Below are 26,412 nucleotides of genomic sequence, written 5' to 3' on the forward strand. Positions count from 1 at the left end.
CCGCTCCTACAAGGTACCCCACAGGCCTGGAACCGTGGCCACCCCTGTAGGAGCGGGTTTACCCTCGAATAGGCCCCGACAGGCGATCAGTCAGCCGGCTGCTTGAACACATAGAACAGGTTCGGCTCACTGACCAGGTAAATGGTCCCCGCGTCATCCATCGCAATACCTTCCGCCTGCGGCACCGTCGCCTGCAACCCCTGGAAGCCTTTGCGCAACGACAAGGTACTCAGCGGCTGGCCCTGTACATCCAGCTCCAGCACCAGCCGAGACTCGTCCGACAATGCCAGCAAATGCCCGCTGCGTTCATCGAACTGCAAGCTCGACAAATCCCGCACAAACAACCGTGAATCACGCTTGCGGTCCTGCACCACATGCACGGCGTAGGGCTTTTCCGGGTTGTCATGCGGGAAGCCATGCACCTCATAGATCAGCATCGGGTCACGCTCCTTCGCCACGAACAGGCGCTTGCCCGCCGAATCGTAGGCCAGGCCCTCGAAGCCCTTGTTGCCATTGAGGCCAATGCCCAACGTCAGCTGTTCGGCATCACCGGCATCGAGAAACATCGTGTCGTCTTCCAGTCGGACGCGAATCAGCCGTTGCTGACGCTCATCGGTGATTACATAGCTGTTTGGCCCGACGTACTCCACTGCCTCCGGGTCGCCGAAACCAGTCAGCGGCACACGTCGCAGGATACGGCCGTCCAGCGACAGCTCGATCAGTTCCGAACGGGCGTTGGTGACCGTGAAGAGGGTTTTGCGGTCGGGGTCGTAGGTCAGCGCCGAAATGTCATCATCCAGCCCTTCGATCGGCTGCGCCTCCAGCACCACCCGATAGCGGTCCAGGCCAATGCCGCGCTCCACAGGCTGCCACCAGGTCTTCAGATTGAACCAGCCACGCTCGAACAGGCGGAACTCCTGCCCGGCCCAGCCCAGCAGGAGCAGACCAAGGGCAGCCAGGACAAGGAGCAGGCGAACTAAACGACGCATAGGGACAGACTCGACACAAGGATGGCGAATCTAATCATGAATGGCTGAAGCAAAGCTTAACGCAAGCGTCAGGCAAATCTGATGGGGTTGTCAGTTCTTTTTGAATCGATAGAAAAGCGCCGGCTCGCTGACCATGTACAAGTTGCCCTTGTCGTCCATGGCCACCCCTTCAGCCCGCGGAATGGTGCCCTCAAGGCCGTTGAAGCCGCCCAGCAGCGTCATGAAACTGACTTGCTCCCCCTGCTCGTCCAGCTCCAGCAGCATGTTGGAGTCGGCCGAAAGCACCAGCAAGTGGCCGGTACGCGGGTCGACACCTAGCGCAGACAGGTTGCGCAAGTCGAGTTCATCGCTAGGCAACGGTTGCTTCTCACCCTTGAGCGGGCTGCGGCCATCGGTGGTCCAGGTGTACAGCTTGGGCGGGCGCTCCTCGCCAATGATCAGGCGCTGGCGCAACGGGTCCCAGGCGATGGCCTCGAAGCCCTTGTTGCTTTTGACCGATGGGCCCAGGTCGTGGCTCTGGAAGTCATCGTGGTTCAGTGCCGTGGTCTGCGCGTCCACCTTGACCACGGTCAGGTCATGCAGGCGCTCGTCAGTGATGGCCAGGTTGCCGTCTTCGAGCACCGCGACGCCTTCGGGGTTGTTCCAGCCGTTGAGCGGAATCTTGCGCAGTACATCGCCCTCCAGGCTCAGCTCGACCAGAATCGGGTTCTTGCCCATGACCGCGAACAGGGTGCGGGTTTGCGGGTTGAAGGCCACGTCCGAAGCTTCGTCATCCTCCATGCCTGGCAACGGTTTGGCGTCGATGTCCACCTGATAATCCGGCAGCCACACGCTATCGCTGCGCTCGGCGGTGCTTTCAAAGCCTTCTTTTACCCACAGTGCACCGCGGTCATCCCAATGCATGGCCACGGCCACCCCATAGCCGATCACCGCCGCCACGGCTAGGCCGAAGGGCCAGCGCAGGTAGAAACGACGCTTGGGGGTTACCGGGGCGCTGGGGGTGGATGGCATGCGGTGATCCTGGGGAAATGGGCTTAGGTGCGCGCATTATCCGGATTGGGTGTGAAAAATCGGTAAACAGGGCCGACCTCTTCGCGGGCATGCCCGCCCCCAAGGTGCTGCAACCCTGTAGGAGCGGGTTCACCCGCGAAAAAGGCCACGCGGCCCCTGTAGGAGCGGGTTTACCCGCGAAGAAGGCCACGCGGTTTCGGGTCAAAGCACCCGGCTTTCGAAGCGGCTCACCCCCGGCAGCTCCAGCACCAGCTCGTCACCGACATTGAACGGCCCAACGCCCGCCGGGGTTCCGGTGAGGATCACATCCCCCGCCTGCAGCGAGAAATGCGCTGCCATGTACTGAATCATCGGCACGATCGGGTTCAGCATCATCGCGCTGTTACCATCCTGGCGCACTTCGCCGTTCACGGTGAGGCGCACCGGGATGTCTGTCACGTCCTCGAAGCTGGCGGCCGAGACGAACGGTGGCAGCACGCAAGCACCGTCAAAGCACTTGGCCAGCTCCCAGGGCAGGCCCTTTTCCTTCAGTTTGGCCTGCACGTCGCGCAGGGTCAGGTCCAGCGCCGGTGCGTAACCGGAAATGGCGTCCAGCACCTCTTCCTCGCTCGGGTGGGTCGACAACGGCTTGCCCAGCAACACGGCAATTTCAACCTCATAGTGCACCGACCCACGCTCGGCCGGGATCTTGAAGCCACCTTCGGCCGGCACCACGCAGCTGCCTGGCTTGATGAACAGCAGCGGCTCGGTGGGGATCGGGTTGTCCAGTTCCTTGGCATGCTCGGCATAGTTACGGCCGATGCACACCACCTTGCCCAGGGGGAAGTGAATGCGCGTGCCGTCTACGTACTGGTGCTGGTAACTCATGGCCGACTCCTTCTGGATACTGCTTTTTATTCAGGTGCGAAGATCTTACCCGGATTCATGATGCCGTTAGGGTCGAACACGGCCTTTATTGCCTTCATGCAGGCGATCTCTTCAGGCGAACGGCTGTAGCCCAGGTAATCACGCTTGGTCATGCCCACGCCATGCTCGGCAGAAATCGACCCGTTGTAACGCTCGACGATCTCGAATACCCACTTGTTGACCTTGGCACAAGAAGCGAAGAAGTCGTCCTTGCTCATAGGCTCAGGCTTGAGGATGTTCAGGTGCAGGTTGCCGTCACCAATATGGCCGTACCACACCACTTCATAGTCCGGGTAATGCTCAGAGACGATGGCGTCGATATCGCGCAGGAACGCAGGCACTTTCGAAACTGTGACGGAAATGTCGTTCTTGTACGGTGTCCAGTGCGAGATGGTTTCCGACAGGTACTCGCGCAGCTTCCACAGGTTTTTCAGCTGGGTTTCGCTCTGGCTCATCACCCCATCCAGCACCCAACCCTGCTCGACGCAGTGTTCGAAGGTAGCCAATGCTTCATTGGCAACTTCTTCCGTGCTGGCCTCGAACTCCAGCAGCGCATAGAACGGGCAATCCGTCGCGAACGGCGCGGGCACATCGCCGCGAGCGAGGATCCTGGCCAGCCCCTTGTCGGAGAAAAACTCGAAAGCGGTCAGGTCCAGCTTGCCCTGGAAGGCGTGCAGCACCGGCATGATCGCGTCGAAGTCCGGTGTGCCCAGCACCATGGCGGTGAGATTGCGCGGTGCGCGGTCCAGGCGCATGGTGGCCTCGACCACGAAGCCCAGCGTACCCTCGGCACCAATGAACAGCTGGCGCAGGTCGTAGCCGGTGGCGTTCTTGATCAGGTCTTTGTTCAGCTCCAGCAACTCACCCTTGCCGGTGACCACTTTCAGCCCGGCCACCCAATTGCGGGTCATACCGTAACGAATCACCTTGATCCCGCCGGCATTGGTGCCGATATTGCCGCCAATCTGGCTGGAACCGCTGGAAGCGAAGTCCACCGGGTAATATAAGCCCTGCTCTTGAGCGAAGGCTTGCAGCTGCCGGGTTATGACCCCTGGCTGGCAAACCACAGTACGGTCGTAAGCATTGAAGCCAAGGATCTGGTTCATGTAGTCGAAGGCGACGACAACCTCGCCATTGGCCGCCACGGCGCCGGCAGAAAGCCCGGTGCGCCCGCCAGAGGGTACCAGCGCCACCTTGTGCGCATTGGCCCAACGCACAATGGCTTGCACCTGTTCTATCGTTTTGGGGAAGACGATGGCGCTGGGCGCAGGCGGGTAATGCTTGGTCCAATCCTTGCCATACGCATCCAGGGAAACCGGGTCAGTCAGGACCTTGCCGGGGTCGACAAGGGTCATCAGTTCTTCAATAACAGCGGGGTGGGTCATCGCTGGAACTCTCGACTTATTCATGGTCACCCTGAGCACTCTTCACCTGTCGGGATAAGCTCAGATTGTGTCGCGTATGCTAGCATAGCCCTCCCGCTGTTCATGCTAAGGCTGCCCTCGCGCCTGGCATCACCCCTCGCCAATTTATCTCCGGGATACAGGTTTACGCAGATGAGCAAGACTTCTCTCGACAAGAGCAAGATCCGGTTCCTTCTTCTTGAAGGTGTGCACCAGAACGCGGTCGATACCCTCAAGGCCGCCGGCTACACCAACATCGAATACCTCACTGGTTCGTTGCCGGAAGCCGAGCTGAAGGAAAAGATCGCCGATGCCCACTTCATCGGCATCCGTTCGCGTACCCAGCTCACTGAAGAGATCTTCGACTGCGCCAAGAAACTGGTCGCTGTTGGCTGCTTCTGCATCGGTACCAACCAGGTTGACCTGGAAGCTGCCCGCGCGCGCGGTATCGCCGTGTTCAACGCGCCATACTCCAACACCCGCTCGGTGGCCGAGCTGGTGCTGGCCGAAGCCATCCTGCTGCTGCGCGGTATCCCTGAGAAGAACGCCTCCTGCCACCGTGGTGGCTGGATCAAGAGCGCGGCCAACTCGTTCGAAATCCGCGGCAAGAAACTGGGCATCGTCGGCTACGGCTCGATTGGTACCCAGCTTTCGGTACTGGCTGAGAACATGGGCATGCAGGTCTACTTCTTCGACCCGCTGACCAAGCTGCCATTGGGCAACGCCGTGCAGGTCACCAGCCTGAACGAGCTGCTGGGCCTGGCTGACATCGTCTCGCTGCACGTGCCTGAGCTGCCATCCACCCAGTGGATGATCGGCGAGAAGGAAATCCGCTCGATGAAGAAGGGCGCGATCCTGATCAACGCCGCCCGCGGCACCGTGGTCGAGCTGGACCACCTGGCCGCTGCCATCAAGGACAAGCACCTGATCGGCGCCGCCATCGACGTGTTCCCGGTCGAGCCACGCTCCAACGACGAAGAGTTCGAAAGCCCGCTGCGCGGCCTCGACAACGTGATCCTGACGCCGCACATTGGTGGTTCCACCGCCGAAGCCCAGGCCAACATCGGCCTGGAAGTGGCCGAGAAACTGGTCAAGTACAGCGACAACGGTACTTCGGTGTCCTCGGTCAACTTCCCGGAAGTGGCCCTGCCAGCGCACCCAGGCAAACACCGTCTGCTGCACATTCACGAAAACATCCCGGGCGTACTCAGCGAGATCAACAAGGTCTTCGCCGAGAACGGTATCAACATCTCCGGTCAGTTCCTGCAGACCAACGAGAAAGTCGGTTACGTGGTAATCGACGTTGACGCCGAGTATTCGGACCTCGCGCAAGAGAAACTGCAACAGGTCAAGGGCACCATCCGTTCCCGCGTCCTGTTCTAACTCTGGGTGCAGCATGAAAAAGGGAGGCCCTGAAGGCCTCCCTTTTTTTATTTCACTTCAACCGTGATCTTCTTCGACTCGACGCTAGTCTTGAACGGCACATGATACTGGTCACCCAGAATCAGTTGCAGGGTGTGCTTGCCTGGGGTCAGGGTAATGCTGGTTTCGGTCTGCGCCTTGCCGAAGTGCAACACTTGCGGCCCCGCCGGCAATGCGACGCCGGCCTCTGGCATCAGGCTGGTCGGCAGCGGCATGTCAGCCACCGGCTCTTTGTCGACATCCACCAGCAGGTGGTGGTGCCCGGTATGCGGGGTTTGGTCACCCGCAGGCTTGAGGCCCATACCTTCGATACCGAACTTGACGGTGAAGGTCTTGTCGACCGTTGCACCATCGGCGGGGGAAACGATGAAGACCTTCGCCTCCTTGGGCGGCTCCTGGCTCTTCAGGGCGTCTGCGGCACTGGCGAACACCGACGCACCCATCAGCAGACCGGCAACGGCAGCACGCGAAAATAGGCTGTTCATTCACTTCTCCTGTGATTCACTTATTGACCGCCGCCTGTAATCCAAAAGCGGCGGTAGTTCACCTTAGTTGAAATATGCGCCAAGGTGTTCACATTGCCTGACAGAAATATTTCAGTCAGGGTTAAACAATGCCGAGGCTTGAAGGTCATAGGCTGCGCTCGATCACGGCGAGGAAGAAAGCCGTGGCGATCGATTTCAAACTGCTAAAAGAAAAGGGGCATACATGCGTTCGACCATAGGGGTACTGCTGGCAGTACTGATCAGTCCATTGGCTCAGGCGGAGCTGATCGACGAAATCGCCGACCGGGGCGAACTGCGCATTGCCGTACAGGCCGAGAACTCGCCATACGCCTTCAAACAAGACGACCACCTGACAGGTTTCGACATCGAATTTGGCCAGGCCCTGGCCAACGAACTGGACTTGCGCGCCGAGTTCGTCGAAGCCCCATCTGCCGAAGTACTGACGGGCGTCGAGAGCGGCAAGTACGACATCGCACTCACCCCGTCGAGTGAATCGCTCACAGGCGACGGCCCGCTCGATGTGAGCCTGCCGATTGGCGAGAAGAAGCTGGTGATCCCGTTCCAGAAAGACAACCCGGCTTTTGAAAGCGCCGTAAACAATGCGTTGCAACGGTTGAAAGACAGTGGCCGGACTGCCGAGCTTGAGCAGAAGTGGTTCAAGGGTGTGCAGGAGACTGCAGCCGGGCAGTGAGGTCATATTTGCAACCTGTGCTGGCCTCTTCGCGGGTAAACCCGCTCCTACAGCGGCCTGGGTCCAACCACCGATGTGTGTCCACCACCGATCTACGTAGGAGCGGGTTTACCCGCGAATACGGTAGCGGCGGCGACGGTGAACGGCCAGGGATATTGGTCAGCAGGCCCGGCCTCTTCGCGGGTAAACCCGCTCCTACAGCGGCCTGGGTCCAACGCCCGATGTGTGTCCACCACCGATCTGTGTAGGAGCGGGTTTACCCGCGAATACGGTGGCGGCGGCGATAGTGAACGGCGGGGGAGATTGGCCAGCAGGGCCGGCCTCTTCGCGGGTAAACCCGCTCCTACGACAGCGGCCTGGGTCCAACGCCCGATGTGTGTCCACCACCGATCTACGTAGGAGCGGGTTCACCCGCGAAAAGGCCGGCACAGGTTCAAGCAGATCTATCAGCCAAAGCCCGCTGCGCCTGGTCCAGCTCCAGCTCGCTGAACACCTGCACGCCCGCCCGCCGCAGCAGCGCCGTGGTTACCCCTTCGCCCGCCACTTTCACACCACTGAAGGTGCCGTCATAGGTCAACCGGTTGCCACACGAAGGGCTGCCAGACTTCAGCACCGCTACGCGAATGCCATGCCGCCGCACCAGCTCCAGCGCCAACTGTGCACCGGCCAGAAACGCGGCACTGACATCTTCGCCCGTCACCGTCAGCACCTGCGTGTCGCCATCGAGCACTGCGCTGCCCTGCCCTCCCGGGATCTCCGCTGTCGGCCGCGGGGTCGGCAAGCCGCCGGCTACCTCCGGGCACAACGGCACCACCCGCCCTTCGGCCTGCCACTGCTGCAACAAATCGGGATGGCCGCTGGCCCGGCCGTCATAGCGTACTGGCTGCCCCAACAGGCAGGCGCTCACCAGCACCCTGGGCTTATCAGAACGGGTCATTGCCACGCCGCCTGAACCAGCCGGTCAACGACAGCCGCTCACGCCCGGCCGGCAGTACTTCGTGAGGCACCTCGCCCGACAGGAACACCACCAGGCAACCAGCCACTGGCTCGACATCGTGCTCGACACCGTCGGCCAGGAACATACGCAACTGGCCACCGTCATGCGGTTGCCAGCCTTCATTGAGGTAAAGCACCGCCGAGACCATGCGCCGGTCATCGTCGCGAAAGCGGTCCAGGTGCCGGCGATAGAACGCCCCCGGTGGGTACAGGGCAAAATGGCATTCAAAGTCTTCCAGGCCCAGGAACAGGCCCTGGTTGATCGCCAGGCGCAGCTGGTCCATGGCCACCAGATACTGGTCGCAAGCCTCGGCCTGCCCCGGGTCGATCCACTGAATCTGGTCACCGCGAATGGCTTCGCGCACCTCCTGGGTAGCACCGCGCCCAACCCCTGCAGGGTTGAGTTCGCCTTCGGCATCACGGCGCCGGCACTCGGCTGCCAGCGCGCGCACCAGGTCGGCAGGCAAAAAGTGCGCCTGCTGGGACCAGCCATGGGTGGCCAGATCGTCGACGACGGCCGCAAGCATCGGGTGTTCTGGGGATATGTGCATGGCGCGCATCATATCCATTCGCCCTGTCGCCGCACAGCGCCACTTGGCCGAGAAACACGCGGATATCTCGACAAACCGGCGCCGGGCCAAGGACAATAGCCACCTGCCGACAGGAGTCCTGAATGCGCCGTCTGTTTTCCCTGATTCTGCTGATGATCTGCACCATGCCTGTCTGGGCAGACAACCTGGATCAACTGTACAAGGCTGCCGGCTGGCCCGACCAGCGCGCCCACTTCAACGATGCCCTGACCGCTGCCCAGGAGCGCTACCGCAACAGTTTGCCACCCGCCGTGTACCAGGCGCTGGTCAACAACAGCAACCAGCGTTTCCAGGCTCAGGCGGTGGACCGTCGCGCCCAGGCAAAGCTGCGCGCCACCCTGGCCAACCCGGCACCGGCCCTGGCCTTCTTCCAGTCACCGCTGGGGCGCAAAGTGGTAGCGGCCGAGCTCAAGGCCACCCGCAAGGACGAACTGGCCAAGAACGCCAAAGGCCTGCCCAAGATCCAGGCCAGCGACGATCGTCTGCTGATCATCGGCCACCTGGCCCAGGCCCTGCCTGCGCGTGAAGCCGGCGCCGAAGTCAGCCTGGCCATCGCCGGTGTAGCCGCCGACAGCCTCAGCTCGATGATCCCCGGCCTGTTCGGCGGCGGCCAGGCCCAAAGCCTGCTGGATGGCCAGCGCCAGCGGCTGATGGGGCAGATTGGCGAAGACCTGAACAACACCCTGCTGTACGTCTACCGCGACCTGTCCGATGCCGAGCTGGAAGCGTTCGCCACCTTTGCCGAGTCGCCCGAGGGCAAGGCTTACTACCAGGCGGCCCTGGCCGCTGTACGCGCCGGCCTTGCGGTTGGCCAGAGCACCAACGACCTGAAGTGATCAGCCCAGGCGCTGGTCGATGAAGTCGAAGTAGCGCTGGCGGATGCCCGGCAACTCGTTGGCCAGGTGGTGACGGGCCTCGGGCAGCATCAGGATCTGCGGCTCGGCAAACTTGGCCTTGAGCACTTCAAGGTTGTGGGGCCAGTCCACGGTGCCATCCGCCTCCCCCTGCACGATCAATGGCCGTCGCGCACTGCGCGGTGCGGCCTCGATGCGTTTGACCCAGGCGATCAGTGCGCCCACCCAGGCCGTTGGCAGGCGACGCGGTTGCAGCGGGTCGGCCTCCAGGAACGGCAGGAAGGCCGGGTCGTTGGTGTTCTCACTGAAGCGCCGTTCGATGCCATTGACGAAGTGGCGCAGCACGCAATAACTGAACTTCGACCAGCGCCAGGAACATGGCCGCACCAGCGGCGCCAGCAGGATGACCTGGCCATCGACGGGGCTGCGTGCGCCCTGGTGCAGCAGGTGGTCCACGGCAATCGCCCCCCCTGTGCTCTGCCCACAAAGGTGCCACGGGTGAGGCATTTGCAGCGTTTGCGCCTGTTCGAACAAGGCCTCCAGCACCTGCTGGTACACCGAGAAGTCATTGATGCTGGCCCGCTCTCCGCTGGACAGGCCGTGGCCGGGCAGGTCACAGCTGATCACGGCGAAACCCTGCTTGAGTGCCCACTCGATCAGATGTCGGTAGAGGCCCATGTGGTCGTAATAGCCGTGCAGCAGGAACAGCGTCGCGCTTGGCTGCTCGGGCAGCCATGCCTGCCCGACCAGGTCGAACCCTGCTGCCTGAAAGCTGCCCAGCCAGCTGTGTGCCGGCAGGTTCAGGCCATAGAAGCGCTGGTAGTCCTGCGCTTGGGCCGACAGTGGCTGGCGAATGGTGAACGGCGCCAGGCTGGTGCGCAGGCAGTCGGGGTGAAAGGCAGGGGGCATCGGGTACATCCACATTGATGCAAGTATTGATCTGGAATCTTCAGCTCTGGCCGGCGCCATGGCAAGCTTGCTCACCTCGAACAACCTGCACCGCTCCCACAAAGGGCCACCGACGCTTCATGAATAGCCGAATCATCAAACCGCTGTGCACGGTAATCGCCTTGTTGGTCGCAGCCGTAATCCTCTGGCAGGCCTACACCACGTTCCAGGCCCGCTACCTGCGCCCGTTCGACAACCAGGCCACGCTGTTCGACGGCAGCCAGTTACAGCTACCTGCCGAGCTGACCGGTGCTGGCCCGATCCGCGTGGTGCATTTCTGGGACCCGGCCTGCCCATGCAACGTTGGCAACCAACAGCACCTGAGCGACCTTATCAGCCAGTTCGCAGGCCACGACGTTACCTTCCATGTGCTGCAAAAGCCCGGCAGCCACGGCCAGCTACCGGCCAATATCGGCGGCTTGCAACCCATCATCCACCTGCCCGGCAGCGAGCACCTGCCTGCCTCCCCGGCCGTGGCCATCTGGGACCGGCAAGGCCGCCTGGCCTACTTTGGCCCGTACAGCGAAGGTGCCGTGTGCAACGCCAGCAACAGCTTCATCGAGCCAATCCTCAAGGCGTTGCTCAACGGCCGCCAGGTCAACGCCTCCAATACCCTGGCGGTAGGCTGCTACTGCCCTTGGTCGGGCTGACGGACCCTCGCCGGGTTGCCCACCACCGTCGCGCCTGCGGGCACATCCCGGGTCACCACACTGCCGGCGCCGACGACGGCGTTATCACCGATGGTCACCCCCGGCAGAATGATCGCCGCACCGCCGATCCACACGTTATTGCCTATGGTCACCGGCCGCCCACTCTCCAGCCCGCTGCGTCGCACTTCAGGATCGAGCGGATGGTCGGCAGTGTAGATCTGCACGTTGGGGCCAATCTGGCAGTCGTCGCCGATACGCACCGGCACCACGTCAAGGATCACGCAGTTGAAGTTCATGAAGGTATTACGGCCAACGCTGATGTTGTAGCCATAGTCGCAATAGAACGGCGGGCGAATTACCGCGCCTTCGCCAACCTGGCCAAAGTGCTCTACAAGCAGCCCGTGGCGTGCGTCGTTGAGCAGTTCGACACTGTTGTTGTAACGGTGCATCCAGTGCTTGTTGGCGATCTGCTCGGCCTGTAGCTCGGGGCAGCCAGCGTGGTAGAGCTGGCCGGTGAGCATTTTCTGTTTTTCGCTGAGGGACATGGGATCTCCTTCCTGGGGCTATGCTCTGTTCGCGAATCCGCCGATGATCGGACCACATTTTTCGTTTGAATGCACAAGGAGTCTGAATGAAGCGCAGCCTGACCCTGCTGGCGGTGGTAGTCACCGTGGCCGCTGGCGCCGGTTACTGGTACGTGCAGGGCAAGCTGCCGCAGCGCGAGGGCGAGGTCGCCGTTGCCGGCCTGCAAGCGCCAGTCAGCGTGCGCTACGACGCCCGCGGCGTGCCACACCTGCAGGCGCAGACCGAGCCGGACCTTTACCGCGCACTGGGCTACGTGCATGCCCAGGACCGGCTGTTCCAGATGGAGATCATGCGCCGCCTGGCCCGTGGTGAGCTGGCCGAAGTGCTGGGCGACAAGCTGCTGCCCACCGACACCTTGTTCCGCAGCTTGCGCATACGCGAGCAGGCCGCGCTGATGGCCAAGCGGCAGGATCCGCAGGCGCCGGCAGGGCAGGCCCTGCAAGCCTACCTCGACGGGGTCAACAGTTGGCAGGCCAGCCACCCCAAGCCTACGGAGTTCGACCTGCTCGGCATCACCCCGCGCCCGTTTACCGCCGAGGACACGCTGAGCATCGCTGGCTACCTGGCCTACAGTTTTGCCGCCGCGTTCCGCACCGAGCCTGCTCTTACCTACATCCGCGACCAGCTGGGGCCTGACTACCTGAAAATATTCGACCTTGGCTGGCAACCCGAGGGCGCACTGGGCACGCCGCTGGCCGCTGCCGACTGGCAAAACCTGGAAGCACTTGCGCGCTTAAGCAATGAGGCGCTGGGCGACGCGGGCATCCCGCAGTTCGAAGGCAGCAACGCCTGGGCGGTCGCGGGTAGCCGCACCCGCAGTGGCAAGCCGTTGCTGGCCGGCGACCCGCACATCAGCTTCGCCGTACCTGCTGTGTGGTACGAGGCCGAGCTGTCAGCGCCCGGCTTCAACCTCTACGGCTATTTCCAGGCACTCAACCCGTTCGCTCTGCTCGGCCACAACCGTGATTTTGGCTGGAGCCTGACCATGTTCCAGAACGATGACGTCGACCTGATCGCCGAAAAGACCAACCCCGCCAACGCCGATCAGGTGATGGTCGATGGCCAGTGGCGCACATTGGAAAAGACCGAGCAGACGATTGCCATCAAAGGCAAGCAGCCGGTCACCATCAGCCTGCGCCGCTCGCCCCATGGCCCGATCGTCAACGACGCACTGGGCAGCACCACCGGCTCCACGCCAATCGCCATGTGGTGGGCATTCCTGGAAACCGAAAACCCGATCCTCGACGGCTTCTATCAGCTCAACCGCGCCGACACCCTGGGCAAGATGCGCGAGGCCGCCGCCAAGGTTCACGCGCCCGGGCTCAACTTTGTCTGGGCCAATGCCCGTGGCGACATCGGCTGGTGGGCCGCGGCAAAGCTGCCAATCCGGCCCGACGGCGTCGACCCGGCGTTCATCCTCGACGGCACCAGCGCGCAGGCCGACAAGCTCGGTTTCTACCCCTTCAGCGTCAACCCACAGCAGGAGAACCCGGCCCGCGGCTATATCGTCTCGGCGAACTACCAGCCACCGGCGGCGGTGCCGATACCGGGTTACTACAACCTGCCCGACCGTGGCCGTCAGCTCGATCACCACCTGGCCAACCCAGAAGTGAAATGGGACACCCAAAACAGCCAGGCACTGCAGTTGGACACCGCCAGTGACTATGGCCAGCGCACCCTTGCCCCGCTTCTGGCAACCCTGCGTGCAGTGGCAGAAGGTGATGAAGAGCAAGAGCTGGTCGAGCAACTGGCGGCTTGGGCTGGGGACTACCCGCTCGACTCGACCAGCGCCACGCTGTTCAACCAATTCCTTTATGAACTGGCATTCGCGGCTCTGCATGACGAGCTGGGCGACACCTGGTTCCCGGTGCTGATCAGCACCCGCGCCATCGACGCCGCCCTGCCACGCCTGGCAGCGCAAGCCGATTCACCCTGGTGGAACACCCGGGGTGGCAGCCAGCAAACCGACCGTACCGCCGTCGTGCGCACAGCTTGGCAAAGCAGCTTGAAGCACCTGCGCGACACCCTGGGCAGTGATCCGGCCAGCTGGCAATGGGGCAAGGCCCATACCCTGACCCACAATCATCCGCTTGGGGTGAAAAAGCCGCTGAACCTGCTGTTCAACGTTGGGCCGTTCGCCGCACCTGGTACCCATGAAGTGCCGAACAACCTCTCGGCGAAGATCAGCGCTGCGCCCTGGCCGGTGACCTATGGGCCGTCGACGCGGCGGCTGATCGACTTTGCCGATGCCGGACAGGCCCTGACCATAAACCCGGTCGGGCAGAGTGGCGTGCCGTTCGACCGGCATTTTGCGGACCAGGCTGAGGGGTATGTGCAGGGGCAGTATCAGCGGGCGCAGATGGGTGTGATCCCGGCGCAGAGTACCTTACGGCTGGTACCTACGAGGTAAGGGGCTGCTTTGCAGCCGCTTCGCAGCAAAAGGGCTTCTACGGTGCTGTGCAGACAGAGCTGAAGAAAAACGCCGACACAAGGTGTCGGCGTTGGCACATATCAGGCGTTACTAGCGAAATCAGAACGCGGGCAGTACGGCACCTTGGTACTTCTTGGCAATGAATGCCTTGACTTCCGGGCTGGTCAGGGCCTTGGCCAGTTTCTGGATGGCCTCACTGTCCTTGTTGTCCGGGCGGGCCACCAGGAAGTTCACGTAGGGCGAGTCGGCACCTTCGATCACCAGTGCATCTTTGGCCGGGTTCAGGCCCGCTTCCAGGGCGTAGTTGGTGTTGATCATGTCCAGGTCGACCTGGTCCAGCACACGGGGCAGCATCGCCGACTCAAGCTCGCGGAACTTCAGCTTCTTCGGGTTCTCGGCGATATCCTTGGGGGTGGCCAGGGCATTCTTCGGGTCTTTCAGGGTAATCAGGCCGGCCTTCTGCAGCAGCAGCAGCGCGCGGCCGCTGTTGCTGCCCTCGTTAGGGATGGCAACGGTTGCGCCTTCTTTCAGCTCGCTCAGGGCCTTGACCTTCTTCGAGTAGCCACCGAAGGGCTCTACGTGTACACCCACCACGGTTTCCAGGTGGGTGCCCTTACCTTCGTTGAAGTTCTGCAGGTACGGCAGGGTTTGGAAGTAGTTGGCGTCCAGACGCTTCTGGTCCACCTGCACGTTGGGCTGCACGTAATCGGTGAAGACCTTGATCTGAAGGTCCACGCCTTCTTTTGCCAGGGTCGGCTTGATCAACTCGAGAATTTCGGCGTGCGGTACCGGGGTAGCGGCAACCACCAGTTTCTCGGCAGCAGCGGCCAGGCCGGAGAACGACAGGGCAGCAGCCAGGGCAGTGGTCAGCAGGGTCTTCTTCATGGTAGTCCTTGTTCTGAAATCTGGGCCATCGACGATGGCGAATCGGGTGCCCAACCGGTTCACCTGTGGGCGTGAGGCGGACGATACCCAGTTTTTTTATTCCGTAACAATATCTTTTACTTAGTTGCTTATTCCAGAAGCAATGACATGAGCCTCTTTACCCAGGCGCGATGTCTAACGCGCGGGGCCAGGCAAGTCGAGGTCTTCTGGCAGGATCTCTTCGCCGTCATTGACCAGCAAGGCAAAGTGGATGACGTTCTCCAGTTCGCGGGTATTGCCCGGCCATAAATGCGCCTCCAGAACCCGCTGCGCCGCCTCGCTCACCAAGGGTACAGGCCGTTGCTGGCGCACGCTGTAGATGCCCACGAAGTATTCGGCCAGCGGCAGGATATCGCCCGGCCGCTCGCGCAGCGGCGGCAGTTCCAGCGCGCCCTCGCGCAGATACTGATACAGGCGCTCGTTGAAGCGCCCTGCGCGTACTACACGGGCCAGGTCGATGCTGGTGGCGGCTACCAGGCGAACATCCACCGGCTGTGGCTGCTGCGCCCCCACCCGAGTGACCTCGCGGTTTTCCAGAGCTGCCAGCAGCTTGCCCTGGATGGCCAACGGCAAGTCGGCAATCTCGTCCAGGTACAAGGTGCCGCCATTGGCCGAACCGAACCAGCCGGCGCGGCTGCTGGCCGTACCGCCATGGCTGCCGGCGCTATAGCCAAACAGCTCGGCATCGGCGTAGGTGGGGCTGATGGCCGCGCAGTTGACCGACACGAACAACCCTCCACGGTCGCTGGTACGGTGAATCTGCCGGGCCAGCAGCTCCTTGCCGGTGCCGGTCTCGCCACGGATCAGCACCGGCAAAGGTTGTGGCGCCAGGCGCTCAAGGTCCTCGCGCAACTGCTGCGAGCGCGGGTCGATGAACACCAGCGCCTTGGCACGAATACTCAGCGGGCTCTTGTCCAGCTCGGGGAAGGTCAAAAGCGGCTGGCCGAACGGGTTTTGAAACGTCATGACGAACTCCCGCCCCAGGCCCGTAATGGCCAGGCGTCAGACAAAGGGTAAACAGTAAGGGCGATCAGGCGCGGCGCAGTGCGCGCTGCTCGATCCGGCTCTGCAAGCGATACAGGTAGGCGAAGCCTTGTTCCCAGCGCTCATGACCGGACTTGACGTTGATGTGCCCGGCATTGCTCAGCAAACCCGCTTCGGCGCCCCATGCCTGGGCCAGGTACAGCGCCCGTGGCACGTTCACGGCCGGGTCGTTGTCCGAACTGACGACCTGGCTAGGGAACGGCAGCACCTCGGTAGGGATCGGTGCAAAGTTGCGCAGCACAGACGCGCAAGTGGGCCGCTCGACATCTGCCGGCGCCACCAGCAGTGCACCACGCACCTGCCGCAGCAAGGCCGGGCTTGCCTGCGCGGCCCAATGGGCGACAGTGATGCAACCAAGGCTGTGGGCAATCAGGATCACCGGCGAGCGCTCGGCGGCAATCGCCTGCTCCAGCGCGTGCACCCAGTCCTGCCGCTGCGGGGTGAGCCAGTCTTCCTGTTCAACCCGTGCACTGTTGGGCAGGGTGCGCTGCCAGTGACTCTGCCAATGGTTGTCTGGCGATCCTTGCCAACCCGGCACAATCAGGTAGCGAATCGACTCATTGCGCATGGGGACGCCTCCAGTAAGTTTGCGTGCTTGGAGACAAGTATAGGGAGGGCGAGATATTCGTAAAGGAATAAGAAGATATTTATTAATACCTATAAGGCATAACAGCATGCTTTCGCAGCTCGCCTGCGAAAGGCTGCAAAGCTGCCCTGTCAAACGGTCAGGCAAGAAAAACCCGGGACCATGCCCGGGCTCTCTTTTCCTTGTGCGACTCAGATATCGGCCACCTTCTGCCACACCTTCGGCCGGAAGAACAACGTCTCTCCCCGCGCCAATCCGGACAGGCTGTCATGGTCTTTCACCACCTCGGCCTCGATCAGCTCGCTCTGCCCTTCCACCTTCAAGGTCACCCGCGTGGTCGCGCCCAACGGCCGAATGTCGCGCACCTCCGCCGCATGGTGCCCTTCGGTCTCATGCCGCGACAGCGACACCTCGTGCGGGCGAAACAGCACGTGATGCCCTTCGCTCAAGGCCAGGCGGTTGGAGTCACCGAGGAAGTGGTAGACGAAATCGTTGGCCGGCTTATCGTACACCTCACCCGGCGAGCCGATCTGCTCGATCACCCCCTTGTTCATCACCACGATGCGGTCGGCCACTTCCATGGCTTCTTCCTGGTCGTGGGTAACGAACACCGACGTCAGGTTGATATCCTCGTGCAGCCGCGCCAGCCAGCGACGCAGCTCCTTTCGCACCTTGGCATCCAGCGCACCGAATGGTTCGTCCAGCAACAGCACCTTCGGCTCCACCGCCAGGGCGCGGGCCAGGGCGATACGCTGACGCTGGCCACCGGAAAGCTGCTCGGGGTAGCGGTCGGACAACCAGTCCAGTTGCACCATGTTCAGCAACTCATGCACCTTCTCGGCAATCTTGCTCTCGCTCGGGCGCTCGCCCTTGGGCTTCATGCGCAGGCCGAAGGCAACGTTGTCGAACACGCTCATGTGGCGGAACAGCGCGTAGTGCTGGAACACGAACCCGACATTACGGTCACGCACATCATGGCCGGACACGTCCTCGCCATGGAACACGATGTTGCCCTGGTCCGGGGTTTCCAGGCCGGCAATGATGCGCAGCAGGGTGGTCTTGCCACAGCCGGACGGGCCGAGCAAAGCCACCAGCTCGCCGCTGTTGATGTCCAGGTTGATGTTGTCCAGGGCCTGGAAGCTGTTGAAGCGCTTGCTGACGTTACGAACTTCGATCGACATGAATCATTCCTCCGCGGCGCTGTGGCGCAGGCGGTTAATACGGTTCTCGCTCCACTGCTTGAGCAGCAGGATGAAGAGCGCCAGGATCAGCAACAGGCTGGCCACGCTGAAGGCCGCGACGTGGTTGTACTCGTTGTAGAGAATCTCGACATGCAGCGGCAAGGTGTTGGTCACGCCACGGATGTGGCCCGACACCACCGACACCGCGCCGAACTCGCCCATGGCCCGCGCGGTACACAGCACCACGCCGTAGATCAGCCCCCATTTGATGTTCGGCAGGGTCACGTGCCAGAACATCTGCCAGCCGTTGGCACCGAGCAGCCGTGCAGCCTCCTCCTCTTGCGTGCCTTGCTCCTGCATCAGCGGGATCAGCTCACGGGCCACGAACGGCACGGTAACGAAAATGGTCGCCAGGACAATGCCCGGCAGGGCGAACACGATCTGGATATCGTGGTCCTGCAGCCACGGGCCGAGCAGGCCTTGCGCGCCGAACATCAGCACGTAGACCAAGCCGGCGATCACGGGCGACACCGAGAACGGCAGGTCGATCAGGGTGACCAAGATGCTCTTGCCGCGGAAGGTGTACTTGCTCACGCACCAGGCAGCGCTTACGCCAAATACCAGGTTCAGCGGCACCGAGATAACCACGGCGAGCAGGGTTAGCTTCAGCGCCGACAACGCATCGGGTTCGAATATCGCCTCGAAGAAGGTGCCAAAACCGCTCTTCAGCGCCTGCGATACCACGATCACCAGCGGCAACAGCAGGAACAGGGCGAACACCAGCCAGCCAAGGCCGATCAGGATGCGCCGTGATGTGGCGCTGCTACGGCGGGCGGCGTTGGCTGCGGCACTTGCACTCAGGGATGAACTGGACATGCCGGCCTCCTTCAAGGGGTTTCGATGCGGCGCTGCAGCAGGTTGATCAGCAGCAGCAGGATGAAGGAAACCACCAGCATCAACACGCCGATGGCGGTCGCGCCGGTGTAGTCGTACTGGTCGAGCTTGACCATGATCAGCAGCGGCAGGATCTCGGTCTTCATCGGCATGTTGCCGGCAATGAAGATCACCGACCCATACTCGCCCACGCCACGGGCGAAGGCCAGGGCAAAGCCGGTGAGCCATGCCGGCAGCAGGGCCGGTGCCAGGATGTGGCGGAACACCTGCAATGGCTTGGCGCCCAGGCAGGCTGCGGCCTCTTCCACTTCACGCGGGATGTCGGCCAGTACTGGCTGCACCGTGCGCACCACGAACGGCAGAGTCACGAAGGTCAGTGCCAGGGTGATGCCCAGCGGGGTGTAGGCAATCTTGAAGCCCAGGTCGGTGGCGAACTGGCCGACCCAGCCCTGCGGCGCGTACAGGGCAGTCAGGGCGATACCGGCCACAGCGGTGGGCAAGGCGAACGGCAGGTCGATCATCGCATCGATGATCTTGCGCCCGGGGAAGGTGTAACGCACCAGCACCCATGCCAGCAGGGTACCGATCAGCCCGTTGATGATGGCGGCGAACAGGGCGGTGCCGAAGCTCAGCTTGAGCGCAGCGATCACTCGCGGCGCACTGATGATGTTCCAGAACTGCTCGAAGGTCAGCTGCGAGGCATGGATGAACATGGCCGCCAGCGGTATCAGCACGATCAGGCTGAGGTACACCAAGGTGTAGCCCAGCGTCAGCCCGAAGCCGGGTATGACGGGGGAAATACGACGTGACATAAGTATCCCTGGTTGAACGCACTTGGCCCGGGAACGATCCCGGGCCGGTGCTAGCTTCTGAAATCCTGGGGCTGCTTTGCAGCCCATCGCGACACAAGGCCGCTCCTACAAATAGAACGCGTATCCCCTGTAGGAGCGGCCTTGTGTCGCGATGGGTCGCAAAGCGGCCCCGCTTTTCCTTGGCGATTACTGTGCCTGATAGATCTGGTCGAACACACCGCCATCATTGAAGAATTTCGGTTGTGCAGTTTTCCAGCCACCGAAGTCCTTGTCGATGGTTACCAGGTCCAGTTTCGGGAATTGCTTGCCGAATTCGGCAGCGACTTTCTCATCACGCGGGCGGTAGAAGTTCTCTGCAGCAATCTTCTGCCCGGCCGGGCTGTACAGGTGCTTCAGGTATTCGGTGGCAATGTCGGTATTGCCCTTTTTCTCGGCGTTCTTGTCCACCACGGCCACTGGCGGTTCGGCCAGGATCGACAGCGACGGCACGACGATGTCGAACTTGTCGGCACCACCGTCTTCCTTCAGCGCCAGGAAGGCTTCGTTTTCCCAGGCCAGCAACACGTCGCCCTGGCCGTTGTTGACGAAGGTGATGGTCGAGCCACGGGCGCCGGTATCCAGCACCGGTACATGCTTGAACAGCTCCTGCACATAGGCCTTGGCCTTCTCTTCGCTACCGCCGGCCTTCAGGCCGTACGCCCACGCCGCGAGGAAGTTCCAGCGCGCACCGCCGGAGGTTTTCGGGTTCGGGGTGATGACCGACACGTCCTTCTTGATCAGGTCGCCCCAGTCCTTGATGCCTTTCGGGTTGCCCTTGCGCACCAGGAACACGATGGTCGAGGTGTACGGAGTGCTGGCGTCAGGCAGGCGGGTCTGCCAGTTCTCGGGCAGGGTCTTGCCAAGCTTGGCCACTTCGTCGATGTCGCCGGCCAGGGCCAGGGTCACCACGTCGGCGCGCAGGCCGTCGATCACCGCACGGGCCTGCTTGCCCGAACCCCCATGGGATTGCTGGATTTTCACCTTGTCGCCCGGATGGGCCTGTTGCCAGTGTTTGATGAACTCGGCGTTGTACTGCTGGTACAGCTCACGGGTCGGGTCGTAGGACACGTTGAGCAGTTCGTAGTCCTTGGCGATGGCGGAACCGGCAAAAACAGCACTGGCCAGGGCGGCGAGCGCATAACGGCGGATGGACATGGTGAAGCTCCCGATTGGCATTTTTCTAGTTTTTGGATGTTGTGGCGCCGATCAGCCGGGCTTGTTGCCGGGCTGTTGCAGGCGGAACTTCTCCTTGCGCTCGATCTGTACGACCTGAGCGTTGTGCACGGTGATCTCCACCGCACCGAAACGCAGGTCGCGCAAGGCGCTCTGGATTTCACGCAAGATGGTGGCTTCGTCCTGACCGTCGATGCTACGCAGAGATGCACTCATGCTCGTTCTCCTTGGGGTGAAGGCGCCGGGCAGAGATTTGAAGGGGTTTGCGCCTGGCTTGAGGGCAATAGTAGTGAGGCGGGATTATTCTTAAAAATACTGTTTAAGAATTTTTATATAACCATTTAAAAGTACACGCCCTTGGCAGGAGCGGGTTTACCCGCGAATACGGTGGTCGATGCACCAGCGCATTCGCGGGTAAACCCGCTCCTACCAGGGGCCAGGGCCTTCAGGCGTGGTTCTGCGGCTCGCGGATCTTGTACCAGGCCACGTACAGCGCCGGCAGGAAGAGCAGCGTCAGCAAGGTCGCCACGATGATCCCGCCAATCATGGCGTAGGCCATGGGGCCCCAGAACACCTCGCGTGCAATCGGGATCATGCCCAGGCTCGCCGCCGCCGCCGTCAGCAGGATCGGCCGACGCCGGTGGTTGGTGGCCTCCACCACCGCATCCCACGGCGACAAGCCCTGGGCTTCGAACTCGTCTATCTGGGTCACCAGAATCACCGAGTTACGAATGATGATGCCCGCCAGCGCGAGGATACCGAGGATCGCCACGAAGCCCATCGGCGTACCCGTAGGCACCAGCGCCAGCACCACCCCGATCAGCCCCAGCGGCGCCACGCTGACCACCAGAAACAGCTTCTGCACGCTGTGCAGCTGGATCATCAGGAAGGTCGCCATCAGGAACAGCATCAGCGGGATAACCTTGCGGATTGGCCCTTGTGCCTTGGCACTCTCCTCCACCGTACCGCCGGTAGCCACTTCGAAGCCCACCGGCAGCTTGCTGGCGAATTCGTCGATCTTCGGCTTCAGCTGAGCCACCAGGTCCGTGGGCTGGATCTCGCCATTGACCGAGGCCTTGATGGTGATGGTCGGCTTGCGGTCGCGGCGCCACACCAGTGGCTGTTCCAGTTCGTAGCGCACGGTGGCGAACGACAGCAGCGGGATCGATGTGCCGTTAGGGGTAAGAATTTGCAGGTTCTGCAGGGTATCAGGCGAGCCACGCTCGCTGTCTTCGGCACGCGCGACCACATCGACCAGGTAGATGTTGTCGTTGACCTGGGTGATCTGCACGCCACTGACGATGCTATTCATCACATTGGCAACATCTTCGGACGACAGCCCCAGCTGGCGTGCCTTGTCCTGGGCAATTTCCACGCGCAGCACCTTACCCGGCTCGTTCCAGTCGTAGATCATCTCGCCGATGTGCTCGTTCTGGTCGAGCAAGGTGGCTAGCTCGATGGCATGTTCGCGCACCTGGTCGATGTTGGCACCGCTGACCCGGTACTGGATCGGCCGGCCCACCGGCGGGCCCATCTCCAGCGATTGCACGTTGGTGCCGACGCCGACGAACTCTTCGCGCAGGATTTTCTGCAGGCGGTCCATCATGGCCTGACGCTCTTCGAAGCCCTTGCTGACAATCACCAGCTGCGCGTAGTAAGGGTTCTGCAACTGCTGGTCGAGGGGCAGGTAGAAGCGGATCGCGCCCTGGCCGATGTAGGTACTCCAGTGCACCAGGTCCGGGTCGTCCTTGATCCGTGCCTCGAAGCGGTCGACCACCTTGCGCGTTTCCTCGATCGAGGCGTTCTGCGGCAGGTTGAGGTCGACGAGAATTTCAGGGCGGTCCGAGGACGGGAAAAACTGGTTCTGCACAAAACGCATGCAGAAGATCGAAACGGCGAATAGCACCACGGTGCCGATGATGGTCAACCAGCGGTGGCGCATGCACCACAGCAATCCCCCTTCAAAAGCCCGCCCGACGCGCCCAGGCTCAGCCTCGTGGGCCTTGAGCTTGTCGCCTTTGAGGATATGCACGCCAAGCACCGGCGCGAAAAACACCGCCACCACCCACGACACAATCAGGGCCACGGCAATCACCGCGAACAGGGTGAAGGTGTATTCACCTGCAGAGCTGGCGTTGAGGCCGATAGGCACGAACCCTGCCACGGTCACCAAGGTACCGGTAAGCATGGGGAAGGCTGTGGAGGTGTAGGCGAACGTCGCCGCCTGCTCCTTGCTTTCACCCATTTCCAGCCGCGTGACCATCACCTCCACGGTAATCATCGCATCGTCCACCAGCAGGCCAAGCGCAATGATCAGCGCACCCAGCGAAATACGCTGCATGGTGATGCCGCTGTACTCCATGAACACGAACACCATGGCCAGCACCAACGGGATCGAGCAGGCCACCACCAACCCGGCGCGCACGCCAAGGCTGACAAAGCTCACGGCCAGCACGATCACCACCGCCTCGAACAGCGCGCTGGTGAAACCGCCGACCGCCTGCTTGACCACCACGGCCTGGTCAGAAACGGTGTGTACACCGACACCCACCGGCAGGTCCTGGACCACCTGGTCCATGCGCTTTTTCAGCGCCGCACCGAACACCTGGATGTTACCGCCGGCCTTCATGCCGATGGCCAGGCCAAGGGCTGTCTGGCCGTTGTAACGGAACATGGGCGAAGGCGGGTCGACGTAGCCGCGCTCGATGTCGGCGATATCGGCCAGGCGGAAGAAGCGGTCGCTGATCCTCAAGTTGACGGTTTGCAGGTCCTTTTCCGAGGCAAACTGCCCGGACGTACGCACCGAGATGCGCTCCGGGCCGGCCTCGATCATGCCGGCCGGCGTCACCGCATTTTGCGCTTGAAGTGCCTGCATCACCTGGCGCTGGTCAATGCCCAGGGCAGCCAGCTTGCGGGTGGAGAAGTTCAGGTACAGCACTTCGTCCTGGGTGCCGACCAGCTCGATCTTGCCGATGTTGGGTACATCGCGGACCTCGGCCCTTGCCTGTTCCACATAGTCCCGCAGTTGGCGCAGGGTCAGGCCGTCGGCGGTAAAGGCATAGATCGAACCGAAGACATCACCGAATTCGTCGTTGAAGCCCGGCCCCTGGATACCGGCGGGAAATTCGCCACGAATGTCCTGGATCTTCTTGCGCACCTGGTACCAGATTTCCGGGATGTCCTTGGCCTTGGTGGTGTCGCGAAGGTACACGTAGACCGTGGATTCGCCGGGGCGGGTGTAGCTTTTGGTGTAGTCGAGCGAATCGAGTTCCTCGAGCTTCTTCTCGATACGGTCGGTAACCTGGTACAGGGTTTCGTCCTGGGTCGCACCGGGCCAGCGGGTCTGGATGACCATGGTTTTGATGGTGAACGACGGGTCTTCCTCACGGCCCAGGTTGAAGTAGGAGAAAATCCCCATCAACAGGCCAACGAACATCAGGTACCAGACGAACGATTGATGCTTGAGCGCCCAGTCGGACAGGTTGAAGCTTCCTTTCATTGCGCATCCTCGTCGAAGGTGACCTTCTGGCCAGGCTTGAGGCTGTTGACGCCGGCGGTGACCACGCGCTCTCCGGGCTGCAGGCCGGTGCTCAGTACGATGCTGTCCGCGGTGCGGTCGATCAGCGCCACGTCACGGGTGGCCACGGTCTTGTGCTGCGTATCGATCACCCACACCTGGGTCTTGCCGTCGCGCTCGAGCAAGGCACTCAAGGGCAGTTCGCTGCGCGGGGACACTTCCGAGCTAAGGGTCACACTGATGGCGGTGCCGAGGTGAAAGGCCGCCGGTGTGCTGGCCAGGGTCAGGCGGGCACGGCGGGTACGGGTAGTGGCATCGGCCTGAGGCTCCAGTTCACGCAGACTGGCCGTGGTGTTGATGGTCGGGTCCAGTTGCGAGGCAACGGTGAAGGTCAGGCCTTTGCTCAACTGCTCGGCCAGGCCGATCGGCAGGTCGATTACCGCTTCCTTCACGTCCGGCCGGGCCAGGGTCACCACGGCTTGCCCGGCGGTAACGGTTTGCCCGGCTTCGGCCTGCCACGCGGTAATCACGGCAGCGTGGTCGGTACGCAGGGTGCTGTAGTCGAGCTGGTCACGGGCCTGGCTGACGGCGGAGCGCGCCTGCTCCAACGACGCGCTGGTGGTTTTCAGGTTGGTCTGGGCAATATCCAGCTGTGCCTGGGCGCCTACCCCACGGTCATACAGCTGCTGCTGGCGACGGGCATCGGCCTGGGCGTTGATCCACTGTGCCTGCACCTTGGCCAGATCGCCTTCGGCGGCGCGCAGCTGGTTCTGCTGGTCGGTCGGGTCCAGGGTGGCCAAGGTGTCGCCTGGTTTCACCTGGGCGCCCACGTCCAGCCAGCGCCGGGCAATGCGCCCGGAAACCCGGAAGCCCAAGGTGCTTTCGAAGCGCGCCTGGATAGTGCCGGCAAAGCGGCCCAGCTGCGACTGCACCTGAGGTTCGACCTTGACCGACAGCACTGGCCGGATCACCTCTGGTGCCTCTTCTTCACCAGTGCAACCGACCAGCAGCACACCGGCCGACAGCATCAGCAGCAGACGCTTCATAGCTCACCCCCTGGGCCCTTGGCGTCGACTTTCTGTACCTGCATGCCGGGGTGCAGCAACTGGCCGCCGTTGACCACTACGGTCTCGCCGCCTTTCAGGCCGCTGGCGACCACAATCTTGCCGGTGAGGTAACGGCGGATTTCGACTTTGCGCAGTTCCACCTTGTCGCCCTCGCCCACTACCCACACGGCAGGCTCATGCAAGGCCTTGGTCAGCGCCGACCATGGCAGCTCGATGCTGGGCCGGCCCTGGGCGTTGGTGGTGGCGGTAACCGGTGCCCCCAATTGCATCCCGGGCGGCACCTCCCTGAGCCCCACCTTGACCTGCACGGTGCCGCTTTGCGCCGACACGGTGGGGGTGATTTCGCGCACGAAGCCACGGGCCTGGACCTTGGGATCGTCCAGCAGGCTCACGACTACCCCGGCATCGCTGGGCGGCGCCACCAGTAGCGACTCGTAGACGTTGAACACCGCATCGCGGTCGCCATCGACGGCCAGGCTGAAGATCGGCATGGTCGCCTGCACCACTTGGCCAACCTCGGCCTGGCGCTCGGTGATGACCCCGGCGGCCTCGGAGACCAGTGCGGTGTAGCTCAGTTGCTCGTTGGCATTGGCCAGTTGCGCCTGGGCCGCCTTGAGTGCGCTCTGGTTGCTGCGCAGCGCGGCTTCGGCAGCATCGTATTCGCTCTGGCTGGTGTAGCCCTTGGGCAGCAGTTTTTGCTGGCGCACGAAGGCCGCGTTGGTCTGGGTAACTCGCGCCTGCGCGGCGAATACTTCCGCCTTGGCCGAGTCGACATTGTTCTGCAGGTCTTTCGGGTCCAACCGGGCCAGCACCTGGTTGGCCTTGACGTGGTCGCCCACGTCGACGCTACGCGAAATGATCTTGCCGCCGACGCGGAAGGACAAATCGGTCTGAACGCGCGCCTGTACGTCGCCGGTCAGGGTGACTCTGGCTGCGAAATCGGTAGGTTGTACCTGCTGCACACCCACCCGAGGCAGCGTCTCGGGAACCTCTTCCTTGCTACAGCCGGTGAGCATGTACAACAACCCCAGACAAACGACCGAAAGCGGACGCATCAACGCCATGCTGGCTCCTTGCTTGCGCACAAATGATTTGTGGGATGCGACTGTGAGCGTAGTTCAGGGTTCGATAAACATCACTGGCGGGGGCCATGCTGGCGTTTTTGGTGCCTGTGGGGGCCTCTTCGCGGGCAC

Annotated in this window: 25 protein-coding genes; 5 read left to right on the plus strand and 20 right to left on the minus strand. The window is 62.2% G+C overall.

All coding sequences use genetic code 11. The features are described from left to right. Window positions 1-86 precede the first annotated feature (86 nt). From LVS58_RS02105 to LVS58_RS02120, 4 genes are all read right to left on the minus strand, one after another. Entirely contained in the window at window positions 87-989 is a 903-nt protein-coding gene (locus LVS58_RS02105; RefSeq protein ID WP_233689691.1) for an SdiA-regulated domain-containing protein, read from the minus strand. 90 nt (window positions 990-1,079) lie between these two features. Then, window positions 1,080-2,000, minus strand: coding sequence for an SdiA-regulated domain-containing protein (locus LVS58_RS02110; protein WP_233689692.1), 921 nt, complete (start codon window positions 1,998-2,000; stop codon window positions 1,080-1,082). Between the two features lie 201 nt (window positions 2,001-2,201). Beyond that, the gene (locus LVS58_RS02115) at window positions 2,202-2,867 is read right to left on the minus strand and encodes a fumarylacetoacetate hydrolase family protein (RefSeq protein ID WP_010955685.1); all 666 of its coding nucleotides are present in this window, start codon (window positions 2,865-2,867) and stop codon (window positions 2,202-2,204) included. A 26-nt stretch (window positions 2,868-2,893) separates the two neighbouring features. Next, on the minus strand, window positions 2,894-4,291 hold the full coding sequence (locus LVS58_RS02120; RefSeq protein ID WP_233689693.1) for an FAD-binding oxidoreductase: 1,398 nt from the start codon (window positions 4,289-4,291) through the stop codon (window positions 2,894-2,896). A gap of 171 nt (window positions 4,292-4,462) precedes the next feature. Between LVS58_RS02120 and serA the strand changes: the two genes are divergently transcribed. Then, window positions 4,463-5,692, plus strand: a complete 1,230-nt coding sequence (serA, locus tag LVS58_RS02125) for a phosphoglycerate dehydrogenase (protein ID WP_003248995.1) — start codon at window positions 4,463-4,465, stop codon at window positions 5,690-5,692. Window positions 5,693-5,739: 47 nt separating this feature from the next. Here serA and LVS58_RS02130 read toward each other — a convergent pair whose 3' ends face one another. Continuing rightward, a complete protein-coding gene (locus LVS58_RS02130; RefSeq protein WP_233689694.1) occupies window positions 5,740-6,216 on the minus strand; it encodes a DUF4399 domain-containing protein in 477 nt (158 codons plus the stop codon). 223 nt (window positions 6,217-6,439) lie between these two features. On the opposite strand from LVS58_RS02130, the gene LVS58_RS02135 reads away from it, so the two are divergent. Then, entirely contained in the window at window positions 6,440-6,928 is a 489-nt protein-coding gene (locus tag LVS58_RS02135; RefSeq protein WP_233689695.1) for a transporter substrate-binding domain-containing protein, read from the plus strand. Between the two features lie 433 nt (window positions 6,929-7,361). Here the strand turns inward: LVS58_RS02135 and LVS58_RS02140 are convergent, their stop codons facing one another. Continuing rightward, on the minus strand, window positions 7,362-7,865 hold the full coding sequence (locus tag LVS58_RS02140) for a DUF523 domain-containing protein (RefSeq protein ID WP_233689696.1): 504 nt from the start codon (window positions 7,863-7,865) through the stop codon (window positions 7,362-7,364). Beyond that, entirely contained in the window at window positions 7,852-8,484 is a 633-nt protein-coding gene (locus tag LVS58_RS02145) for a 2OG-Fe(II) oxygenase (protein WP_233689863.1), read from the minus strand. The genes LVS58_RS02140 and LVS58_RS02145 overlap by 14 nt, the downstream gene beginning before the upstream one ends. A 113-nt stretch (window positions 8,485-8,597) precedes the next feature. Between LVS58_RS02145 and LVS58_RS02150 the strand changes: the two genes are divergently transcribed. Beyond that, window positions 8,598-9,350 carry a DUF2059 domain-containing protein gene (locus LVS58_RS02150; protein ID WP_019752712.1) on the plus strand — a complete coding sequence of 251 codons (753 nt, stop codon included), beginning with the start codon at window positions 8,598-8,600 and terminating at the stop codon, window positions 9,348-9,350. Here LVS58_RS02150 and LVS58_RS02155 read toward each other — a convergent pair whose 3' ends face one another. Further along, the gene (locus tag LVS58_RS02155) at window positions 9,351-10,277 is read right to left on the minus strand and encodes an alpha/beta hydrolase (protein WP_233689697.1); all 927 of its coding nucleotides are present in this window, start codon (window positions 10,275-10,277) and stop codon (window positions 9,351-9,353) included. A 119-nt stretch (window positions 10,278-10,396) separates the two neighbouring features. Here LVS58_RS02155 and LVS58_RS02160 point away from each other — a divergent pair, with 119 nt between their 5' ends. Next, the gene (locus LVS58_RS02160) at window positions 10,397-10,966 is read left to right on the plus strand and encodes a DUF6436 domain-containing protein (protein ID WP_233689698.1); all 570 of its coding nucleotides are present in this window, start codon (window positions 10,397-10,399) and stop codon (window positions 10,964-10,966) included. Here the strand turns inward: LVS58_RS02160 and LVS58_RS02165 are convergent. Continuing rightward, window positions 10,945-11,511: a sugar O-acetyltransferase gene (locus tag LVS58_RS02165; RefSeq protein ID WP_233689699.1), complete on the minus strand. Its 567-nt coding sequence runs from the start codon at window positions 11,509-11,511 to the stop codon at window positions 10,945-10,947. The genes LVS58_RS02160 and LVS58_RS02165 overlap by 22 nt on opposite strands. 86 nt (window positions 11,512-11,597) lie before the next feature. On the opposite strand from LVS58_RS02165, the gene LVS58_RS02170 reads away from it, so the two are divergent. Further along, window positions 11,598-13,961: a penicillin acylase family protein gene (locus LVS58_RS02170; protein WP_233689700.1), complete on the plus strand. Its 2,364-nt coding sequence runs from the start codon at window positions 11,598-11,600 to the stop codon at window positions 13,959-13,961. Window positions 13,962-14,081: 120 nt separating this feature from the next. Here LVS58_RS02170 and LVS58_RS02175 read toward each other — a convergent pair whose 3' ends face one another. From LVS58_RS02175 to LVS58_RS02225, 11 genes are all read right to left on the minus strand, one after another. After that, the gene (locus LVS58_RS02175; RefSeq protein WP_010955695.1) at window positions 14,082-14,867 is read right to left on the minus strand and encodes a MetQ/NlpA family ABC transporter substrate-binding protein; all 786 of its coding nucleotides are present in this window, start codon (window positions 14,865-14,867) and stop codon (window positions 14,082-14,084) included. Between the two features lie 174 nt (window positions 14,868-15,041). Next, on the minus strand, window positions 15,042-15,872 hold the full coding sequence (locus tag LVS58_RS02180) for a sigma 54-interacting transcriptional regulator (protein ID WP_233689701.1): 831 nt from the start codon (window positions 15,870-15,872) through the stop codon (window positions 15,042-15,044). Window positions 15,873-15,936: 64 nt separating this feature from the next. After that, window positions 15,937-16,518: an alpha/beta hydrolase gene (locus LVS58_RS02185; protein WP_233689702.1), complete on the minus strand. Its 582-nt coding sequence runs from the start codon at window positions 16,516-16,518 to the stop codon at window positions 15,937-15,939. 209 nt (window positions 16,519-16,727) lie between these two features. Next, window positions 16,728-17,717, minus strand: coding sequence for a sulfate/molybdate ABC transporter ATP-binding protein (locus LVS58_RS02190; protein WP_233689703.1), 990 nt, complete (start codon window positions 17,715-17,717; stop codon window positions 16,728-16,730). Between the two features lie 3 nt (window positions 17,718-17,720). Then, a complete protein-coding gene (gene cysW / locus LVS58_RS02195) occupies window positions 17,721-18,593 on the minus strand; it encodes a sulfate ABC transporter permease subunit CysW (RefSeq protein ID WP_233689704.1) in 873 nt (290 codons plus the stop codon). 11 nt (window positions 18,594-18,604) lie between these two features. Beyond that, window positions 18,605-19,423 (minus strand): sulfate ABC transporter permease subunit CysT, encoded by an 819-nt coding sequence (gene cysT, locus LVS58_RS02200; protein ID WP_233689705.1) that lies wholly within the window; start codon window positions 19,421-19,423, stop codon window positions 18,605-18,607. A gap of 186 nt (window positions 19,424-19,609) precedes the next feature. Next, window positions 19,610-20,617 (minus strand): sulfate ABC transporter substrate-binding protein, encoded by a 1,008-nt coding sequence (locus LVS58_RS02205; protein WP_233689706.1) that lies wholly within the window; start codon window positions 20,615-20,617, stop codon window positions 19,610-19,612. A gap of 51 nt (window positions 20,618-20,668) precedes the next feature. Continuing rightward, entirely contained in the window at window positions 20,669-20,851 is a 183-nt protein-coding gene (gene oscA, locus LVS58_RS02210; protein WP_003248957.1) for a sulfur starvation response protein OscA, read from the minus strand. Between the two features lie 229 nt (window positions 20,852-21,080). After that, entirely contained in the window at window positions 21,081-24,134 is a 3,054-nt protein-coding gene (locus LVS58_RS02215) for an efflux RND transporter permease subunit (protein ID WP_233689707.1), read from the minus strand. Beyond that, a complete protein-coding gene (locus tag LVS58_RS02220; RefSeq protein ID WP_233689708.1) occupies window positions 24,131-25,198 on the minus strand; it encodes an efflux RND transporter periplasmic adaptor subunit in 1,068 nt (355 codons plus the stop codon). The genes LVS58_RS02215 and LVS58_RS02220 overlap by 4 nt, the downstream gene beginning before the upstream one ends. Continuing rightward, window positions 25,195-26,283: an efflux RND transporter periplasmic adaptor subunit gene (locus tag LVS58_RS02225; RefSeq protein WP_233689709.1), complete on the minus strand. Its 1,089-nt coding sequence runs from the start codon at window positions 26,281-26,283 to the stop codon at window positions 25,195-25,197. The genes LVS58_RS02220 and LVS58_RS02225 overlap by 4 nt, the downstream gene beginning before the upstream one ends. Between the last annotated feature and the right edge of the window lie 129 nt (window positions 26,284-26,412).

This window comes from Pseudomonas sp. JR33AA, assembly GCF_021378985.1.
In the GTDB taxonomy this organism is placed as follows: domain Bacteria; phylum Pseudomonadota; class Gammaproteobacteria; order Pseudomonadales; family Pseudomonadaceae; genus Aquipseudomonas; species Aquipseudomonas alloputida.

What these genes read in the sequence shown, in the direction of transcription:
- LVS58_RS02105 (WP_233689691.1), bottom strand. Translation starts at nt 989, where the DNA reads ATGCGTCGTTTAGTTCGCCTGCTCCTTGTCCTGGCTGCCCTTGGTCTG.
- LVS58_RS02110 (WP_233689692.1), bottom strand. Translation starts at nt 2,000, where the DNA reads ATGCCATCCACCCCCAGCGCCCCGGTAACCCCCAAGCGTCGTTTCTAC.
- LVS58_RS02115 (WP_010955685.1), bottom strand. Translation starts at nt 2,867, where the DNA reads ATGAGTTACCAGCACCAGTACGTAGACGGCACGCGCATTCACTTCCCC.
- LVS58_RS02120 (WP_233689693.1), bottom strand. Translation starts at nt 4,291, where the DNA reads ATGACCCACCCCGCTGTTATTGAAGAACTGATGACCCTTGTCGACCCC.
- serA (WP_003248995.1), top strand. Translation starts at nt 4,463, where the DNA reads ATGAGCAAGACTTCTCTCGACAAGAGCAAGATCCGGTTCCTTCTTCTT.
- LVS58_RS02130 (WP_233689694.1), bottom strand. Translation starts at nt 6,216, where the DNA reads ATGAACAGCCTATTTTCGCGTGCTGCCGTTGCCGGTCTGCTGATGGGT.
- LVS58_RS02135 (WP_233689695.1), top strand. Translation starts at nt 6,440, where the DNA reads ATGCGTTCGACCATAGGGGTACTGCTGGCAGTACTGATCAGTCCATTG.
- LVS58_RS02140 (WP_233689696.1), bottom strand. Translation starts at nt 7,865, where the DNA reads ATGACCCGTTCTGATAAGCCCAGGGTGCTGGTGAGCGCCTGCCTGTTG.
- LVS58_RS02145 (WP_233689863.1), bottom strand. Translation starts at nt 8,484, where the DNA reads ATGCGCGCCATGCACATATCCCCAGAACACCCGATGCTTGCGGCCGTC.
- LVS58_RS02150 (WP_019752712.1), top strand. Translation starts at nt 8,598, where the DNA reads ATGCGCCGTCTGTTTTCCCTGATTCTGCTGATGATCTGCACCATGCCT.
- LVS58_RS02155 (WP_233689697.1), bottom strand. Translation starts at nt 10,277, where the DNA reads ATGCCCCCTGCCTTTCACCCCGACTGCCTGCGCACCAGCCTGGCGCCG.
- LVS58_RS02160 (WP_233689698.1), top strand. Translation starts at nt 10,397, where the DNA reads ATGAATAGCCGAATCATCAAACCGCTGTGCACGGTAATCGCCTTGTTG.
- LVS58_RS02165 (WP_233689699.1), bottom strand. Translation starts at nt 11,511, where the DNA reads ATGTCCCTCAGCGAAAAACAGAAAATGCTCACCGGCCAGCTCTACCAC.
- LVS58_RS02170 (WP_233689700.1), top strand. Translation starts at nt 11,598, where the DNA reads ATGAAGCGCAGCCTGACCCTGCTGGCGGTGGTAGTCACCGTGGCCGCT.
- LVS58_RS02175 (WP_010955695.1), bottom strand. Translation starts at nt 14,867, where the DNA reads ATGAAGAAGACCCTGCTGACCACTGCCCTGGCTGCTGCCCTGTCGTTC.
- LVS58_RS02180 (WP_233689701.1), bottom strand. Translation starts at nt 15,872, where the DNA reads ATGACGTTTCAAAACCCGTTCGGCCAGCCGCTTTTGACCTTCCCCGAG.
- LVS58_RS02185 (WP_233689702.1), bottom strand. Translation starts at nt 16,518, where the DNA reads ATGCGCAATGAGTCGATTCGCTACCTGATTGTGCCGGGTTGGCAAGGA.
- LVS58_RS02190 (WP_233689703.1), bottom strand. Translation starts at nt 17,717, where the DNA reads ATGTCGATCGAAGTTCGTAACGTCAGCAAGCGCTTCAACAGCTTCCAG.
- cysW (WP_233689704.1), bottom strand. Translation starts at nt 18,593, where the DNA reads ATGTCCAGTTCATCCCTGAGTGCAAGTGCCGCAGCCAACGCCGCCCGC.
- cysT (WP_233689705.1), bottom strand. Translation starts at nt 19,423, where the DNA reads ATGTCACGTCGTATTTCCCCCGTCATACCCGGCTTCGGGCTGACGCTG.
- LVS58_RS02205 (WP_233689706.1), bottom strand. Translation starts at nt 20,617, where the DNA reads ATGTCCATCCGCCGTTATGCGCTCGCCGCCCTGGCCAGTGCTGTTTTT.
- oscA (WP_003248957.1), bottom strand. Translation starts at nt 20,851, where the DNA reads ATGAGTGCATCTCTGCGTAGCATCGACGGTCAGGACGAAGCCACCATC.
- LVS58_RS02215 (WP_233689707.1), bottom strand. Translation starts at nt 24,134, where the DNA reads ATGAAAGGAAGCTTCAACCTGTCCGACTGGGCGCTCAAGCATCAATCG.
- LVS58_RS02220 (WP_233689708.1), bottom strand. Translation starts at nt 25,198, where the DNA reads ATGAAGCGTCTGCTGCTGATGCTGTCGGCCGGTGTGCTGCTGGTCGGT.
- LVS58_RS02225 (WP_233689709.1), bottom strand. Translation starts at nt 26,283, where the DNA reads ATGGCGTTGATGCGTCCGCTTTCGGTCGTTTGTCTGGGGTTGTTGTAC.